This window comes from Roseobacter sp. HKCCA0882 (assembly GCF_037805225.1).
GTDB lineage: Bacteria > Pseudomonadota > Alphaproteobacteria > Rhodobacterales > Rhodobacteraceae > M30B80.
The window spans coordinates 1,053,333-1,068,374 of sequence record NZ_JBBLYI010000001.1 but is presented as its reverse complement, the minus strand read 5'-3'; the positions used below and the strand labels follow the sequence as shown (position 1 = coordinate 1,068,374).

General features: G+C 55.9%; 13 protein-coding genes. 5 read left to right on the top strand and 8 right to left on the bottom strand.

Annotation, left to right across the window (positions count from 1 at the left end):
• Nucleotides 1-8 precede the first annotated feature (8 nt).
• The 3 genes from rseP (at nt 9) to AAC622_RS05505 (ending at nt 4,589) form a co-directional block, all read left to right on the top strand.
• Nucleotides 9-1,340 carry an RIP metalloprotease RseP gene (gene rseP / locus AAC622_RS05515; RefSeq protein ID WP_340260737.1) on the top strand — a complete coding sequence of 444 codons (1,332 nt, stop codon included), beginning with the start codon at nt 9-11 and terminating at the stop codon, nt 1,338-1,340.
• A 349-nt stretch (nt 1,341-1,689) separates the two neighbouring features.
• Nucleotides 1,690-3,996: an outer membrane protein assembly factor BamA gene (bamA, locus tag AAC622_RS05510; protein ID WP_340260735.1), complete on the top strand. Its 2,307-nt coding sequence runs from the start codon at nt 1,690-1,692 to the stop codon at nt 3,994-3,996.
• Nucleotides 3,996-4,589 (top strand): OmpH family outer membrane protein, encoded by a 594-nt coding sequence (locus tag AAC622_RS05505; RefSeq protein WP_340260734.1) that lies wholly within the window; start codon nt 3,996-3,998, stop codon nt 4,587-4,589. Before bamA ends, AAC622_RS05505 begins: the two co-directional genes overlap by 1 nt.
• A gap of 63 nt (nt 4,590-4,652) precedes the next feature.
• On the opposite strand, the gene AAC622_RS05500 is transcribed toward AAC622_RS05505, so the two are convergent.
• From AAC622_RS05500 to AAC622_RS05480, 5 genes are all read right to left on the bottom strand, one after another.
• Complete coding sequence (locus AAC622_RS05500; RefSeq protein ID WP_340260733.1) at nt 4,653-5,963, bottom strand: branched-chain amino acid ABC transporter permease; 1,311 nt, start codon at nt 5,961-5,963, stop codon at nt 4,653-4,655.
• Nucleotides 5,960-6,970, bottom strand: a complete 1,011-nt coding sequence (locus AAC622_RS05495; protein ID WP_340260732.1) for a branched-chain amino acid ABC transporter permease — start codon at nt 6,968-6,970, stop codon at nt 5,960-5,962. Before AAC622_RS05495 ends, AAC622_RS05500 begins: the two co-directional genes overlap by 4 nt.
• Before the next feature lie 3 nt (nt 6,971-6,973).
• Entirely contained in the window at nt 6,974-7,693 is a 720-nt protein-coding gene (locus tag AAC622_RS05490; protein WP_317654578.1) for an ABC transporter ATP-binding protein, read from the bottom strand.
• The gene (locus AAC622_RS05485; RefSeq protein ID WP_340260731.1) at nt 7,690-8,472 is read right to left on the bottom strand and encodes an ABC transporter ATP-binding protein; all 783 of its coding nucleotides are present in this window, start codon (nt 8,470-8,472) and stop codon (nt 7,690-7,692) included. Before AAC622_RS05485 ends, AAC622_RS05490 begins: the two co-directional genes overlap by 4 nt.
• A gap of 75 nt (nt 8,473-8,547) precedes the next feature.
• Nucleotides 8,548-9,732, bottom strand: coding sequence for an ABC transporter substrate-binding protein (locus AAC622_RS05480; protein WP_340260730.1), 1,185 nt, complete (start codon nt 9,730-9,732; stop codon nt 8,548-8,550).
• Between the two features lie 256 nt (nt 9,733-9,988).
• Here AAC622_RS05480 and AAC622_RS05475 point away from each other — a divergent pair, with 256 nt between their 5' ends.
• Together AAC622_RS05475 and der are read left to right on the top strand one after the other, a co-directional pair.
• Complete coding sequence (locus tag AAC622_RS05475) at nt 9,989-10,483, top strand: YaiI/YqxD family protein (RefSeq protein ID WP_340260729.1); 495 nt, start codon at nt 9,989-9,991, stop codon at nt 10,481-10,483.
• A gap of 81 nt (nt 10,484-10,564) precedes the next feature.
• On the top strand, nt 10,565-12,025 hold the full coding sequence (gene der / locus AAC622_RS05470; RefSeq protein ID WP_340242770.1) for a ribosome biogenesis GTPase Der: 1,461 nt from the start codon (nt 10,565-10,567) through the stop codon (nt 12,023-12,025).
• 55 nt (nt 12,026-12,080) lie between these two features.
• On the opposite strand, the gene grxD is transcribed toward der, so the two are convergent.
• The 3 genes from grxD to purL all read right to left on the bottom strand — a co-directional run bounded on the left by grxD (nt 12,081) and on the right by purL (nt 14,943).
• Nucleotides 12,081-12,440, bottom strand: coding sequence for a Grx4 family monothiol glutaredoxin (grxD, locus tag AAC622_RS05465; RefSeq protein WP_340260728.1), 360 nt, complete (start codon nt 12,438-12,440; stop codon nt 12,081-12,083).
• 13 nt (nt 12,441-12,453) lie between these two features.
• Nucleotides 12,454-12,690, bottom strand: a complete 237-nt coding sequence (locus AAC622_RS05460; RefSeq protein WP_340242769.1) for a BolA/IbaG family iron-sulfur metabolism protein — start codon at nt 12,688-12,690, stop codon at nt 12,454-12,456.
• Between the two features lie 90 nt (nt 12,691-12,780).
• Nucleotides 12,781-14,943 (bottom strand): phosphoribosylformylglycinamidine synthase subunit PurL, encoded by a 2,163-nt coding sequence (purL, locus tag AAC622_RS05455; protein ID WP_340260727.1) that lies wholly within the window; start codon nt 14,941-14,943, stop codon nt 12,781-12,783.
• Nucleotides 14,944-15,042 lie beyond the last annotated feature (99 nt).

The following is a 15,042-nucleotide window of genomic DNA, read 5'->3' as shown; positions in this document are numbered from 1 at the left end:
GGCAAGTGATGGATTTCCTCCCCCAATTCGGCAGTTTTGCCTTTACCATGTTGGCCTTTATTGCGGCGATTTCAATCATCGTAGCGATCCATGAATATGGTCACTACATTGTCGGGCGATGGTCTGGCATCCGTGCGGATGTGTTTTCTATCGGGTTTGGGCCTGTGCTGCTCTCGCGCAAAGATCGGCGGGGCACGCAATGGCAAATCGCGGCTTTGCCGTTTGGTGGTTATGTCAAATTTGCAGGCGATTCGAATGCTGCCTCTGTTGGGGCGGATGCGGCGGTTACGCCTGCGCGCAATACTATGCATGGCGCGCCCCTTTGGGCCCGCGCGGGCACGGTTGTGGCAGGGCCGTTGTTCAATTTTATCCTTTCCATTGCGATTTTCGCCGGCGTTGTCTTGGTCTCGGGCCAAGCAACGGATGAGCCCCGTGTGGGGGCGCCGCGCGACCTGCCGCCCGTCTATCAATCGCTTGAGGCGGGGGATCTGATCCTTGCGCTTGAGGGGCAGGAGATTGAAAGTTTTGCGGCGCTTTTGCAAATCGCCTCTGACCTGCCGCCTCGTCCGCGTGTGAGCTATGAAGTGCTGCGCGATGATCGCGCCATTTTGGTCGAGGCCTCAACGCCGCTACCGCCTGTCGTTGATGGCGTTCAGCCGCAATCGGCGGCCATGGAGGCAGGCTTGCGCGAGGGCGATGTGATTTTGGCCGTGAACGGCGCGGATATCTGGAGCTTTTCTCAACTCCGCGCAGCGGTTGATCAAGCCGAGGGTGCGCCGATTGATTTGACGCTTTGGCGGGCAAATGGCACCCAAGAGGGGCAGGAAATCGCTGTGACGCTGTCGCCGCGGCGCACCGATTTGCCTGTCGCATCGGGTGGGTTTGAAACGCGTTACCTAATCGGCGTCACGGGGGGCATGCTGTTTGTTCCGCAAACCGAGGCCGTGGGGCCATTGGCCGCGCTTTCCTATGGGGTGTCGCAAACTGGGTTCATTATCACCTCATCGCTATCGGGGCTTTGGCATATGATCACAGGGGCAATTTCGACCTGTAATCTGCAAGGCCCAGTGGGGATTGCGGAAACCTCAGGTGCCGCCGCCGCCCAAGGGATTGCGAGCTTTATCTGGCTAATTGCGGTTCTCTCTACCGCGGTTGGTTTGATGAACCTTTTCCCGATCCCGATTTTGGATGGTGGGCATCTAATGCTTTATGCCTTTGAGGCCGTTGCAGGACGCAAACCGCATGAAATGTTCATGCGTGTTTTTATGACACTTGGGTTGACCCTGATCATGGGGTTGATGGTGTTCGCGGTTTTCAACGATGTTCTGCTCTGCCCCTAAGGCAGGCCGCTGAATTCCCCTGAATTCGCCCCAATTCTGCCCAAGTGTTTTGGTATCCGTTCATGTGTTTCACATATTCGGGGATCAAAGGCCGATGAAATTTTTACAGCGCCAATTGCCGCGTCTCAGCTATCTGTAGGCGATTCTTGGGAATCGTATTCTTGGCCCCAGTATCGTTGTTTCGGCTTTGGGTTTTGCGGTGATGCTTGCACCGATTGTGCAAAGCTAACACCGAGACGCTGAAAAGGGCGTAAGTTTCGCCCGTTTTTGCGCGCATTTTTTTGACATTGCCCCCTGCAATCGCTAGGGATGCTTTAGGATTTGCTAAAGCAAAAAAGGCGGGCGCAGAATGTCGCGTAAATCAAACAATCGCAAATATCGCAGCGGGCTGATGACAGCCTCGGTTTTGGCGATGGGGATGGCCCTTTCAGGGCTTGCGGTTGCGCAGGATATTGCGCTGGACGCTATTGTGATTGACGGAAATATCCGTATCGAAGAGGCAACCATCCTCTCATATGCAGGCATTGCGCCCGGCGGCACAATCACAGCGGGCCAAGCCAATGATGCCTTGCGCCGCCTGCAGGATACAGGCCTGTTTGAAACAGTTGATCTGCGCTTAGAGGGCAACACGGTGTTTATCGAGTTGCAAGAATACCCTACAATCAACGAGATCAGCATCGAGGGAAATGATCTTCTCGATGATGATGCGCTGGCAGCTTTGCTGACATCACAACCGCGCCGCGTCTATAGTCCCGCCATCGCCGAGGCCGATGCACAGGCCATCGTGGATGCCTATCGCCAGACAGGCCGCCTGAGTGCAACCGTGACCCCGCAGATCATCCGCCGCAGCGACAACCGCGTTGATCTGGCCTTTGAGATCACCGAAGGCCGCGTTGTGGAAACCGAAAGCATCACCTTTGTCGGCAACCGCGCCTTTTCAGACCGCCGTTTGCGCCGCGTTCTGCAATCCACCCAAGCGGGGTTTTTCCGCGCGATTATCAGCCGCGATACATTCGTGGCGGATCGACTGGCCTTTGATCAACAGCTTTTGACCGATTTCTACCGTGATCGCGGCTATGTTGATTTTGAAGTGCAATCTGTCACATCGGAACTTGCCCGTGCGCGGGACGGGTTCTTTGTGACCTTTAACATCGTTGAAGGGCAAAGCTTTTCCTTCGGGGCCTTAACCGCAATCAGTGACTTGCCCGAAGTGAATGTCGAAGAATTCCAAGCCGCAATTGGCCTAGACGAGGGTGTAACCTATTCTCCGCGTCTGGTGGATCGCACGATTTCGCGGCTTGAAAATCTGGCGACTGAGCAGGGGTTGCGCTTCATCCGTGTTGAGCCGCGGATCACCCGAAATGACGAAGATCTCACCTTGGATGTGGAATTTGCCATTGTCCGCGGCCCGCGTGTTTTCGTAGAGCGGATTGATATTGAGGGCAATGCAACGACGCTTGACCGCGTTGTGCGGCGTCAATTCGATATGGTCGAAGGGGATCCGTTTGATCCACGCGAAATTCGCCAAGCGGCGGAACGGATCCGTGCGCTGAATTTCTTTTCAAATGTTGACGTGAATGCGCGCGAAGGCATTGGCAGCGATCAGGTGATCGTGGATGTGAATGTCGAAGAAACGCCAACAGGCACGCTTGGCTTCTCGGTCAATTATTCGACCGATGTTGGCACCGGGCTTGCGGTTCAGTTTAACGAACGCAATTGGCGCGGGCGGGGTCAGACCGTGGGTCTGTCCTTTGATACCACCTCTGGCTCGCGTTCCTTGCAGGCGAATTTCATCGAACCCGCCTATTTGCGCCGTGATTTGGAATTGGCTCTGTCGGTTTTCAGCATTTCGACCGACCAACAAAATGCGACCTATAACACCAACGAAGTGGGTGTCAGCGGTGCGTTGGAATTCCCTGTCAGTGAATACGGACGTTTGCGCCCCTCTTTGCGGATTGCGCAGTCAGAATTGACCAATGTTCCGACCACATCATCGGATATTCTGCGGCGCGAGGCGGGCAGCTATGACAGCAGCTCCATCGGTCTGGGCTATATTTACGACACACGCGGCGTGGGGCTTGACCCAACCTCGGGCGTATTGGTGCGCGCCAATGCCGAATTGGGGGGATTGGGTGATGATCAATTCCTGCGCACCACCGCGCTTGTGCAGGGGGAGACCACGGCCTTCCGTGAAGAGGTCTCGTTGCGTGCCGCATTCGAGCTTGGCTCGGTGAATATGTTTGATGGCAATAGCCGCGTTACGGATCGTTTCTTCCTCGGGTCGCGCCAAATGCGTGGTTTTGATGCAGGCGGGATTGGGCCACGGGATCGCAATTCTGCGAACCAAGACGCGCTTGGCGGCAACCAATTCGCCGTTGCGCGCTTTGAGGCAGGCTTCCCTATCGGGGTGCCCGCCGAATATGGCATTTCAGGCGGCGTCTTTTATGACGTTGGCACGCTATGGGGCTTGGATGACGTCTTGGGCACGGGTGGCAACCTAGTTGACGATGACAGCTATCTGCGCAGCACGATTGGCTTCTCGATCTTCTGGGATACGCAAATCGGCCCGCTGCGGTTTAACTTCTCGCGGCCTGTCTCTAATGAATCCTATGACCGCACCCGCAACTTCGACTTTACGGTTGAGGCGCGGTTCTGATGCCTTTGCGCGCTTGGCTGCGCGTGGGGGGATGTGCCCTTGTGCTTGCCATCTATGGGGCAGGGGTGAGGGCGCAGGAAGTTACCGTTCAACCCCCGCAAGCACCCGCACAGGTGTTGCTGATTGATCAAGACCGCCTGTTTTCTGGCTCGGTCTTTGGTCAAGCGGTCGGGGGGGTGATTGATCGCGTGGGTCGTGATCTTTCGGCACAGAACCGTGAGATTGAAGATGTTCTGACCCAAGAAGAACAACGGTTAACCGAATTGCGCAGCAGCCTCAGCATCGAGGATTTCCGCCTGCGTGCTGCTGAATTTGACGCCCGTGTCGTTGAAATCCGCAGTGAGCAAGACGCGAAAAACCGCGCGCTTGGCGCCTATGCGGAAGCGGCGCGACAGCGGTTCCTTGAGATTATGGGGCCAATTCTTATTGATCTGGTGCAGCGCAGCGGGGCTGAGGTGCTGATGGATCGCCGCGCTGTGATCTTTGCCCGAGATGATATTGATATCACCGATGAGGCTATTGCCGCGATTGATGCGGCCTTGGCAGATCGCATTGATGAGATCCTTGCCGAGTTACCTGAACCTCAGCTTTGAAGCGTGGTTTTGATGCGCCCGCGCAGCCCAAGGGGACCCCTTCGCTTCGCGGGCGCTGTTTTTTCAGCGTTCTGGCAACAGGCCACGCGGGCTGAAGCGTAAGACCAATAGCAGGATAAGACCCATGGTCAAAAGACGCATATGCGCGGCGGCATCCATCAGGTGATCTTTCAGCCATCCTTCGGCCATGCCCGCCGTGATCCCCTGCAACAGCAACAGACCCAAAGGTTCGACCTGAATCCAGAACCACCAGATCAAGAAGCCGCCCAAGACCGCGCCGATATTGTTGCCTGATCCGCCCACAATCACCATCACCCAGATCAGGAAGGTAAATCGCAGCGGTTGATAGGTGCTTGGCACAAGTTGGCTGTCCAACGTGGTCATCATTGCGCCTGCAAGGCCACAAACGGCCGAGCCAAGGATGAAAATCTGCAAATGCCGCGCCGTGACATTTTTTCCCATCGCGGCGGCAGAAACTTCGTTGTCGCGAATGGCGCGGATCATCCGCCCCCAAGGCGAGTTGAGCGCGCGCTGTGTCAGCCAGATCAGGGCAATCAGAACGATTGAGAATAACACCGCATAGGACAGCTTGACCGTGATGGAGGAGGCTGTGACAGGGTCAGCGCCTAATCCTTGCATCGCGCTAACAAAGGCTTGGTTGGCTTGTAGGTCAACCTCGTAAGGCACAGGGCGGGGCAGGCCGATGACGTTTTTCACGCCGCGCGCCAACCAATCTTCGTTTTTCAGGATGTAGATAATGATCTCAGCCACACCCAAAGTGGCAATCGCCAGATAATCCGACCGCAGGCCAAGCGCAGTTTTCCCAATGATCCATGCGGCCCCTGCGGCAAGCAGCCCACCCAAAGGCCATGCCAGAATGATGGGCAAACCAAGGCCCCCGATATTGCCCGTCAGGGCAGGGTCAATGGCCTCCACCGTGGCCACGGCAGGGTCAAACACCGCGCGGAAGATGAAAAAGCCCGCGATTAACAAGCCCGCCATCGCAAGGCCGCGCAAGTTGTGACCTTTCATCTTGCCCCATAGCGCAATCGCGGCGGCAATGGTCGCACCGCCCATTAACAGGGCAAGCAAGACTTGCCATCCGCCTGTGGCCCCCCATGCCCCCTCAACAGGATCAGAGGCCACCAAAACAGCCGCCAAACCGCCAAGCGCGGTAAAGCCCATTACACCCACGTTAAAGAGGCCCGCATAGCCCCATTGGATATTCACACCAAGCGCCATGATGGCCGAGATCAGGCCCATGTTCAGAATAGACAGCGCGGTGTTCCATGATTGAACAAAGCCTGTGCCGATATAAAGCACAGCCACCAACGCAAAGAGAACTGCCGCCTTGCGATCCAGTGTCAGGTTCATACCGATTTTCCTTTCATGATCCCTGTGGGTTTAAACAGAAGCACGATCAGAAGGATCGTAAAGCTGACGGCAAATTTATAATCGGTCGATAGAAGCTGCAGCATTCCTTCGGGGCTCCAGCCTTCGGGGCCGATATATCCAACCACCTTACGGAAGGCGTAGGTGACCGCGATTTCGGAATAGGCGATCAGGAAGCCCCCCAAAATTGCCCCCAGAGGGTTGCCAAGCCCGCCCACAATCGCGGCGGCAAATATGGGCAAGAGCAGTTGGAAATAGGTGAAGGGCTTAAAGCTTTTGTCGAGACCATAAAGCACGCCCGCCGTGGTCGCCAAAGCCGCCACAATTAACCACGTGATCATCACAACGCGCTCAGGGTTGATGCCTGAGAGCAGTGCCAAATCTTCGTTATCGGAAAACGCGCGCATGGATTTGCCCGTGCGGGTTTTGTTCAAGAACCAAAACAGGGCCACCACCGCCAAAATTGCCACGATCACCGTGATCGCTTGGGTCGAACGGATGGCAAGCCCTTCATCAAGGCCTGTCATGTCTTTGAAATCACGAGCAGAGATCAGGAACCTTGCCCCATCGGCGAAGTTTTGATCATCAACCCCGATGATAAAGCGCACGATCCCATTCATCACGAACATCACGCCAATTGAGGCAATCACAAAGATCACAGGCTTGGCTTTGGTTTGGCGATAAAAGTGATAGACCATCTTATCCGTGCCGACCACCAAGGCGGCTGTGGCAGCGATGCCAAGGGGCAGGGCGATGAGGGCGGTTGGCAAAGGCCCCGCCGTGACGCCTAAAGATTGCAGGCCCCATGTGGCCAGAATGGTGATCATCGTGCCAAAGGCCATTGTGTCACCATGCGCGAAATTGGAAAAGCGTAAGATGCCGTAAATCAACGTCACCCCAAGCGCACCAAGCGCCAATTGCGCGCCATAGGCGGTGGCAGGCACAATCACGAAATTCAACAAAGCGACAATTGCGTTTAGAAAATCCATTCCTCAACCCCCCAAGAAGGAGCGGCGCACATCCGCATCTGCCAAAAGCTCTTTGCCCGTGCCTGTATGGGCATTGCGCCCTTGCACCAAAACAAAGCCCTTATCCGCGATTTCCAATGCCTGACGCGCGTTTTGTTCGACCATCAAAATGGGGATGCCCGTGCGGGACACTTCGATGATGCGGTCAAATAACTCGTCCATAACAATGGGCGAGACACCTGCGGTTGGCTCATCCAACATCAACACTTTCGGCTTGGTCATCAGCGCGCGCCCCACGGCCACTTGTTGACGCTGACCCCCCGATAATTCGCCCGCCGCTTGGCGGCGTTTGTCTTTTAGGATTGGAAAGAGGCTATAGACCTGTTCCATCGTGTCGCGGAAATCATCGCGGCGGATATAGGCACCCATCTCCAAATTTTCTTCGACTGTCATAGAGGTGAAGATGTTATTGGTTTGCGGCACAAACCCCATCCCGCGCACAACGCGATCTTGCGGCGAAAGTGCGGTGATATCATCCCCATCCAACACAACACGCCCCTCGCGCAGCGACAGCATGCCAAAGACCGCCTTCATGGCGGTCGATTTGCCCGCGCCATTAGGGCCCACAATGACGGCGATCTCGCCGCGCTCGACCGCGATGGTGCAGCTGTGCAGGATATCGGCCCCTTTGCCATATCCGCCCGTCATGGCCTCGCCGATCAAAAAGGGTGATGTCTCGCTCATGCCCCAATCTTGTCCTTATTTTTTAAACCTGTCCCAAGATAGGCCTCAATCACATCGTCATTGGCTTTGATCTCGTCCAATGTGCCTTCGGCCAAAACGCGCCCTTCGGCCATCACGATCACAGGGTCACAAAGCCGCCCGATGAAATCCATGTCATGTTCAATGACGCAGAATGTATATCCGCGCTCTTTGTTCAGGCGGATGATCGCATCGCCGATCGTGTTCAACAGCGTGCGGTTAACGCCTGCACCCACCTCGTCTAGAAACACGATTTTTGCATCCACCATCATCGTGCGGCCCAGTTCCAGCAGCTTTTTTTGGCCACCAGAAATCGCGCCTGCCGGATGATCTGCGAGATGGGAAATGGTTAGAAACTCCAACACCTCATCGGCCTTGGCTTTCAGCGCGCGCTCTTCTTCAGCAATGCGTTTGCGGCCAAACCATGTGTTCCACAGCGTTTCCCCCGATTGGCCGCTTGGCACCATCATCAGGTTCTCGCGGCAGCTCATGGATGAGAATTCATGCGCGATCTGAAATGTGCGCAGCAATCCCTTGCCAAATAGCTCGTGGGGCGGAAGGCCCGTAATATCCTCGCCATCCATAACAACGCGGCCAGATGTCGGGGGCAAAACGCCCGCAATCACGTTAAACAGTGTGGTCTTTCCCGCGCCATTGGGGCCAACCAGACCCGTGATAGAGCCTGTTTCAATTGTCAGGCTTGCGCCATCCACGGCGTGAAAGCCGCCAAAATGTTTGTGCAGATTTTCGACAGTAATCATCGCTTGTCCCGCATCCTTTAAACGAAGCAGCCCGGAAATCACTCCGGGCTGCCCGTTGGTCTTGATTAGATCAACTTAGCGGAAACGTACTGTTGTGATCTCGCCGCCAGAGATTTCGATCTCGCGATAGTTGCCCGCGGATTCACCTGGCTCGATCAATTCAACGGCAGAGGCACCAACATAGTCGATGTCTTCGCCCGCTGCGATCAATTCCAAGGCTTTGCCCAATTCACCAGGCAGGATTGGCGTGCCTGGGGCGTTTGCGATATCCATGATCTCGCCTGCGTAATCGGCAGGGTTGCTTGAGCCTGCGGCCTGCATGGCCAACATGATCAAGGCTGCTGCGTCATAGGATTCTTTCGCAAAAGGCTGAGTGCCATCGAACCCTGCTTCAGCGGCGAGGGTTTCGAAAATCGCTGCACCTTCGCTATCGGTGCCAGGGTGCTGGCCGAAGGAGCCATCAATCTCGCTGCCAAAGTTTGCAACGAGGGCAGAAGACACCATGCCGTCAGGGAAGACGAAAGTTTCAAATGCGCCAGAATCCAGTGCTGCGCGGATGATGCCCGAGCCGCCCTGATCTACATAGCCTGCAACGACCAATGCGTCACCGCCCGCAGCCGCCAAGGCGCCTACTTCTGCAGAGTAATCCGCACGGCCATCTTCATGCGCTGCAACGAGGGTTACAGTGCCGCCCGCCGCTTCGAATGCTGCAGCAAAGCTATCAGCCAAGCCTTGGCCGTAATCGTTGTTGGTATAGGTCACCGCAACGGATTTGATGCCGCGATCCATGATCACCTCGGTCATCACAACACCCTGACGCGCGTCAGATGGCGCGGTGCGGAAGAAGAGGCCATTGTCTTCAACGGTGGTCAGCGCAGGCGAAGTGGCGGATGGGGACACCATGACCATGCCGTTTGGCACGGCTACGTTTTGCAGCATTGCGTTGGTGACGCCCGAGCAATCCGCGCCGACAATCCCGCTGACGCCATCAGATGTGATGAGGCGTTCTGCAACAGCAGTTGCAGCGGCCGCGTCAATACAAGTGCTGTCGCCGCGCACGGAGACAACAGTCGCGCCGTTCAGGAAATTGCCGCTTGCGTTCACTTCGTTCATCGCCAATTCCGAGCCACCAGCCATGTCAGGCGCAAGCGATTCAAGCGGGCCTGTAAAGCCCACAACAGTGCCGATCTTTACCTCTTGTGCGGTTGCCATGGACGCAAGCGCCAAGGAGGCGGCCGAAGCCAGCAAAAGTTTTTTCATGAAGAACTCCCAAGTTGTTGTTATTACCCCAGATGGATAAGAATTAATGCCAGCTTACGGGGTTGGAAAGAGAAAACGACCCATAACGGCGGGGAATTGAACCGCATTTGTGCGGATTTGCGGATCATTCGCCTGTAGATAGAGGAAATTAAGCCAATTCGCCTTACATTTTTCTGCAAAATGCCCCGCTAAACGATTTTTTTCCCGCGGGCGAAAATTGGAAGATTCGCGGATAGCAGACGCGGGAGACGTGAAAATGACGGCAGATGCCCCTAAGACTGAAATGCCAAGGCCGAGCTCACCGATGGTGTTTGTGGATGCAGATGCCTGTCCCGTGCGCGAAGAGGCCATTCGCGTGGCGCTGCGCCACAAGATTGGAGTGCGCTTTGTGGCCAATCAATATTTGCGTCTGCCCAATCACCCGCTTTTGGCGATGCATCTGGTGGGGGACGGGTTTGATGCCGCTGATGATGCGATCATAGCCGGGCTTGAAGCGAATGATATTGTGGTTACTGGCGATATTCTTTTGGCGGAACGCGCGTTGAAATTAGGCGCGCAGGTGATTTCGCCCAAGGGGGATGCCTATACAATGGACACAATCGGCGCGCAGGTGGCAACACGCGCGCTGATGGCTGATTTGCGGGCTGGCCTGCCGCAGGAGGGCGCCCCTTCTGGCCCGCGCCCCTTTGCCAAGGCGGATCGTTCGCGGTTTCTTGAGCGGTTCGATCTGATGCTGCGCCGTGCAAAATAGCGGTCGAAATTTGCTTGGGCTTTCCTTCGTCCCTGCCTTAAGATAGGGGACGGGTCTTAGGAATTTTACACTGTCGAGATCATGAGCTTTACCCTCGCCATTATTGGTCGGCCCAATGTGGGCAAATCCACCTTGTTCAATCGTTTGGTGGGCAAGCGCCTTGCCTTGGTTGATGATCAACCCGGTGTCACCCGTGATCTGCGCGAAGGCGCGGCGCGGCTTGGATCCATGCGGTTCACTGTGGTTGACACGGCGGGTCTTGAGGAAGCCACAGATGACAGTCTGCAAGGCCGTATGCGCCGCCTGACAGAACGGGCGGTTGATATGGCGGATGCGTGTCTGTTTTTGATTGACGCGCGCACAGGCCTGACGCCGACCGATCATGCCTTTGCCGATCTGCTGCGCAAGCGCGGCGTCACTGTCCTTTTGGGCGCGAATAAATCCGAAGGACGGGCAGGGCAGGCAGGGTGGCTTGAGGCCTATGAACTGGGCTTGGGCGAGCCTTTAGCCCTATCCGCTGAGCATGGCGAAGGTATGGGCGAATTGGCCGTGGCCCTTGCCCCGCTGATCGAGGCGAAGGAAGCCGAAGATTACAGCCCCGAAACCGATATCGAGCTTGATGAGGATGAAACCGAGGAAGGGGGTCTGCGCGAATTAACGCTTGAGCGGCCTTTGCAAATCGCCGTTATCGGCCGCCCAAATGCAGGCAAATCCACCCTCATCAACCAAATCTTGGGGGAGGAGCGTTTGCTCACGGGCCCTGAGGCGGGGATTACCCGTGATGCGATCTCCCTTCCAGTGACATGGGATGGGGTGCCGATGCGGATTTTCGACACGGCAGGGATGCGCAAACGCGCCCGCGTGCAGGAAAAACTGGAAAAGCTCTCCGTGGCCGATGGTCTGCGTGCCGTCAAATTTGCCGAAGTGGTCGTGGTTTTGCTGGATGCGGCCATTCCATTTGAGGCGCAAGATTTGCGCATCGCTGATCTCGCCGAGCGCGAGGGGCGCGCGGTGGTGATTGCGGTAAACAAATGGGATGTTGAGGATGAGAAGCAGGAAAAACTCAAATTCCTGCGCGATCGTCTTGAAAAATTATTGCCGCAAATCAAAGGCGTGTCGATGGTCACGGTTTCGGCCAAGACAGGCAAAGGGCTAGATCGGCTGCATGCGGCAATCATTAACGCTGCCACGATTTGGAACCGCCGTGTGCCAACAGCCACGCTGAACCGATGGTTGGGGGAAATGATCGAGGCGCATCCACCGCCCGCACCATCAGGGCGGCGTATTCGCCTGCGCTACATGACCCAAGCCAAAGCGCGCCCGCCCTCGTTTGTTGTGATGTGTTCGATGCCAGAAAAGCTGCCTGAAAGCTATTCGCGCTATTTGGTCAATGGGTTGCGCGATAGTTTTGACATGCCAGGTGTGCCGATCCGTCTGTTCATGCGCAGCCAAGCGGACAAAAACCCCTACAAGGATCGTAAAAAATCCATTCCCTCGCGCCTAAGCAAACATGTGCGCAAGGGCGATACGAAAAAGAAATAAAAAATGGCGCGTCAGGCAAAACCTAATGTGCCATTTTTCACAATATTAAACGAAATCAGGCGTTTGCCTCACGAATTTTATCTGCTGCTTCTTTGTCATAGCTGACATTTTGCGCGTCAAACATCGCGTCTAGCTCGCCTGTAAGTGTCATCTCGGTGATGATATCGCAGCCGCCCACGAATTCGCCCTTCACATAGAGTTGCGGGATCGTGGGCCAATCTGAGAAATCCTTGATCCCTTGGCGGATATTTTCATCTTCCAACACATTCACATCGGCAAATTCCACGCCCATGTAATTCAAAACACCTGCCACGCGGCTGGAAAACCCGCATTGTGGCATGGATTTTGTGCCTTTCATGAACAAGACCACGTCATTTTTCGTGATCATCTCTTTGATCTGATCTTCTACGCTCATCTGGGTCTTCCTTTTAATCGGGGGCGCGGGTGGTGAGGGCAAGCGCGTGCAATTCGCCCGCGCTGCCATCCATTTTGCCTTTGAGGGCGGCATAAACAGCACGTTGTTGGGCCACGCGGTTCATGCCCTTAAAGCTGGCATCAATCACTTGAGCAGCGAAATGCTGGCCATCATCACCCTCAACCGTGATCTGCGCTTGAGGAAAAGATGCGCGGATTAGGTCCTCGATGTCTTGTGCTGTGATTGCCATATCTGCCCTCATGAATTCCGGTCTGTTACGTCTAATCTAGGCCCCGATATGGCCCCAAACAAGGGGCCTATTGGGGGCGCGCGTTATGGCTCAGTCAAACAGGCGGGACAGCGTGCCATCTGATAGGGCCCGAAGCGCATCAAGGCTTTCGCTAGAGCCGCCAATGGTGATCTGGTCGCCACCAAATTTACCAACCGTGGTGATCTGAAGGCCCACTTGGCCCGCGGCAACCATCAAGGCTTCGGCCTTATCGGTCGAGCAGGCAATCAAATAGCGCCCCTGATCTTCGCCAAACAAGCTGGCCGCATCGCTTGCATCCAATGTCACACCCTTGTCTGAGGCTGTGGCCATCTCAAACGCAGCCAAGGCAAGCCCGCCATCCGAGAGGTCATTACACGCTGAAATCATTTCGCGATTGTCGAGAATGAATTGGCCCGCTTTCCGCTCTGCCTCAAGATCAACGGCGGGGGCATCGCCCTCAACGCGATGGAACACTTCGGCCAACAGTGCGGATTGGCCCAAATGACCATGGGTTTCCCCGACCAAAAGCGCCCAGTGACCTTCGCGTGCCGTTCCGTTGATCAGGTCGCGGTCAATATCCGCAATCAAACCAACCGCCCCAATCGTGGGGGTGGGCAGGATCGCGCTGCCATCGGTTTCATTATAAAGGCTGACATTGCCCGAAACGATTGGGGTGTCGAGCGCTGAACAGGCCGCACCAATGCCCTTAATGGCACCCACGAATTGGCCCATAATTTCGGGCTTTTCGGGGTTGCCGAAATTCAGGTTGTCGGTGGTGGCAAGCGGTGTTGCCCCTACAGAGACAAGGTTGCGATAGGCCTCAGCCACGGCCTGCTTGCCGCCCTCAAAGGGGTTCGCTTTGACATAGCGCGGTGTCACATCCGAGGTGAATGCCAACGCCTTATTCGTGCCTGCCACGCGCACAACGCCCGCCCCATAGCCCGGCGTGCGGATCGTGTCTGCGCCAACTTGGGTGTCATATTGTTGATAGACCCAGCCGCGCCCGCAGTAATTGGGCGAAGACAAAAGCGCCTTTAACCCATCAATCGGGTCGATTTCTGGGATGAAATCTACCGCCTCGGCGGCAGGGGTTTCGACCCAAGGGCGGTCATGTTCTGGTGCCGTAGATGACAGTTTCGACAGCGGCAAATCCGCCTTCACTGCATTGCCGTGCATGATCACGAAGCGGTCTTCAGCAATCGTTTCCCCGACAATGGCAAAATCGAGATCCCATTTTTCAAAAATGGCGCGCGCCTCGGCCTCTTTTTCGGGGCGTAGCACCATCAACATGCGCTCTTGGCTTTCAGACAGCATCATTTCATAGGCGGTCATGTTGGGCTCGCGCTGCGGCACATGATCAAGTTGCAGCTTGATCCCCAAGCCGCCCTTATCCCCCATCTCGACCGCAGAACAGGTCAGGCCTGCGGCGCCCATATCTTGGATCGAGATCACCGCGCCTGAGGCCATCAATTCAAGGCAGGCCTCAAGCAAGCGCTTTTCTGTGAAAGGGTCGCCAACCTGAACAGTTGGGCGCTTTTCTTCAATCGTGTCGTCAAATTCGGCGCTGGCCATCGTGGCCCCGCCAACCCCGTCACGACCTGTCTTGGCGCCCAAATAGACAACAGGCATCCCCACGCCAGAGGCGGCGGAATAGAAAATCTTATCCGTCTCAGCCAGACCAGCGGCAAAGGCATTGACCAAGCAATTGCCATTATATGCCGCGTCAAAGCGCAACTCGCCCCCCACAGTGGGGACGCCGAAACTGTTGCCATAGCCGCCAACACCGCGCACAACCCCATGGATCAAAGAGCGTGTTTTGGGGTGATCTACTGCACCAAAGGAGAGTGCATTCATCGCAGCAATTGGACGCGCGCCCATCGTGAAAACATCGCGCAAAATCCCACCCACGCCCGTGGCTGCGCCCTGATAGGGCTCGATATAGGAGGGGTGGTTGTGGCTTTCCATTTTGAACACGACCGCCTGACCATCGCCAATATCAACAATGCCCGCGTTCTCGCCTGGCCCGCAAATAACCTGCGGCCCTTCGGTTGGTAGGGTGCGCAACCATTTTTTTGAAGATTTATACGAGCAATGCTCGTTCCACATGGCCGAAAAAATGCCAAGTTCCGTGAAATTCGGGATGCGTCCGATAATCTCGAGGATGCGCTCATATTCATCAGGCTTAAGGCCATGTGCAGCGATCAACTCGGGGGTGATTTCGGGTTCGGTCATGGGGTATCGTTCCTGTGGCGAGGCGCAATGACGCGCAGACACCCCGTCTTTACGGCATAGGCGCGGGAGGGGAAAGGGGGGCGGGGCACAGGTTGTGCA

What these genes read in the sequence shown, in the direction of transcription:
- AAC622_RS05490 (WP_317654578.1), bottom strand. Translation starts at nt 7,693, where the DNA reads ATGAGCGAGACATCACCCTTTTTGATCGGCGAGGCCATGACGGGCGGA.
- rseP (WP_340260737.1), top strand. Translation starts at nt 9, where the DNA reads ATGGATTTCCTCCCCCAATTCGGCAGTTTTGCCTTTACCATGTTGGCC.
- AAC622_RS05460 (WP_340242769.1), bottom strand. Translation starts at nt 12,690, where the DNA reads ATGGCAATCACAGCACAAGACATCGAGGACCTAATCCGCGCATCTTTT.
- purL (WP_340260727.1), bottom strand. Translation starts at nt 14,943, where the DNA reads ATGACCGAACCCGAAATCACCCCCGAGTTGATCGCTGCACATGGCCTT.
- AAC622_RS05500 (WP_340260733.1), bottom strand. Translation starts at nt 5,963, where the DNA reads ATGAACCTGACACTGGATCGCAAGGCGGCAGTTCTCTTTGCGTTGGTG.
- grxD (WP_340260728.1), bottom strand. Translation starts at nt 12,440, where the DNA reads ATGAGCGTAGAAGATCAGATCAAAGAGATGATCACGAAAAATGACGTG.
- bamA (WP_340260735.1), top strand. Translation starts at nt 1,690, where the DNA reads ATGTCGCGTAAATCAAACAATCGCAAATATCGCAGCGGGCTGATGACA.
- AAC622_RS05505 (WP_340260734.1), top strand. Translation starts at nt 3,996, where the DNA reads ATGCCTTTGCGCGCTTGGCTGCGCGTGGGGGGATGTGCCCTTGTGCTT.
- AAC622_RS05495 (WP_340260732.1), bottom strand. Translation starts at nt 6,970, where the DNA reads ATGGATTTTCTAAACGCAATTGTCGCTTTGTTGAATTTCGTGATTGTG.
- AAC622_RS05480 (WP_340260730.1), bottom strand. Translation starts at nt 9,732, where the DNA reads ATGAAAAAACTTTTGCTGGCTTCGGCCGCCTCCTTGGCGCTTGCGTCC.
- AAC622_RS05485 (WP_340260731.1), bottom strand. Translation starts at nt 8,472, where the DNA reads ATGATTACTGTCGAAAATCTGCACAAACATTTTGGCGGCTTTCACGCC.
- AAC622_RS05475 (WP_340260729.1), top strand. Translation starts at nt 9,989, where the DNA reads ATGACGGCAGATGCCCCTAAGACTGAAATGCCAAGGCCGAGCTCACCG.
- der (WP_340242770.1), top strand. Translation starts at nt 10,565, where the DNA reads ATGAGCTTTACCCTCGCCATTATTGGTCGGCCCAATGTGGGCAAATCC.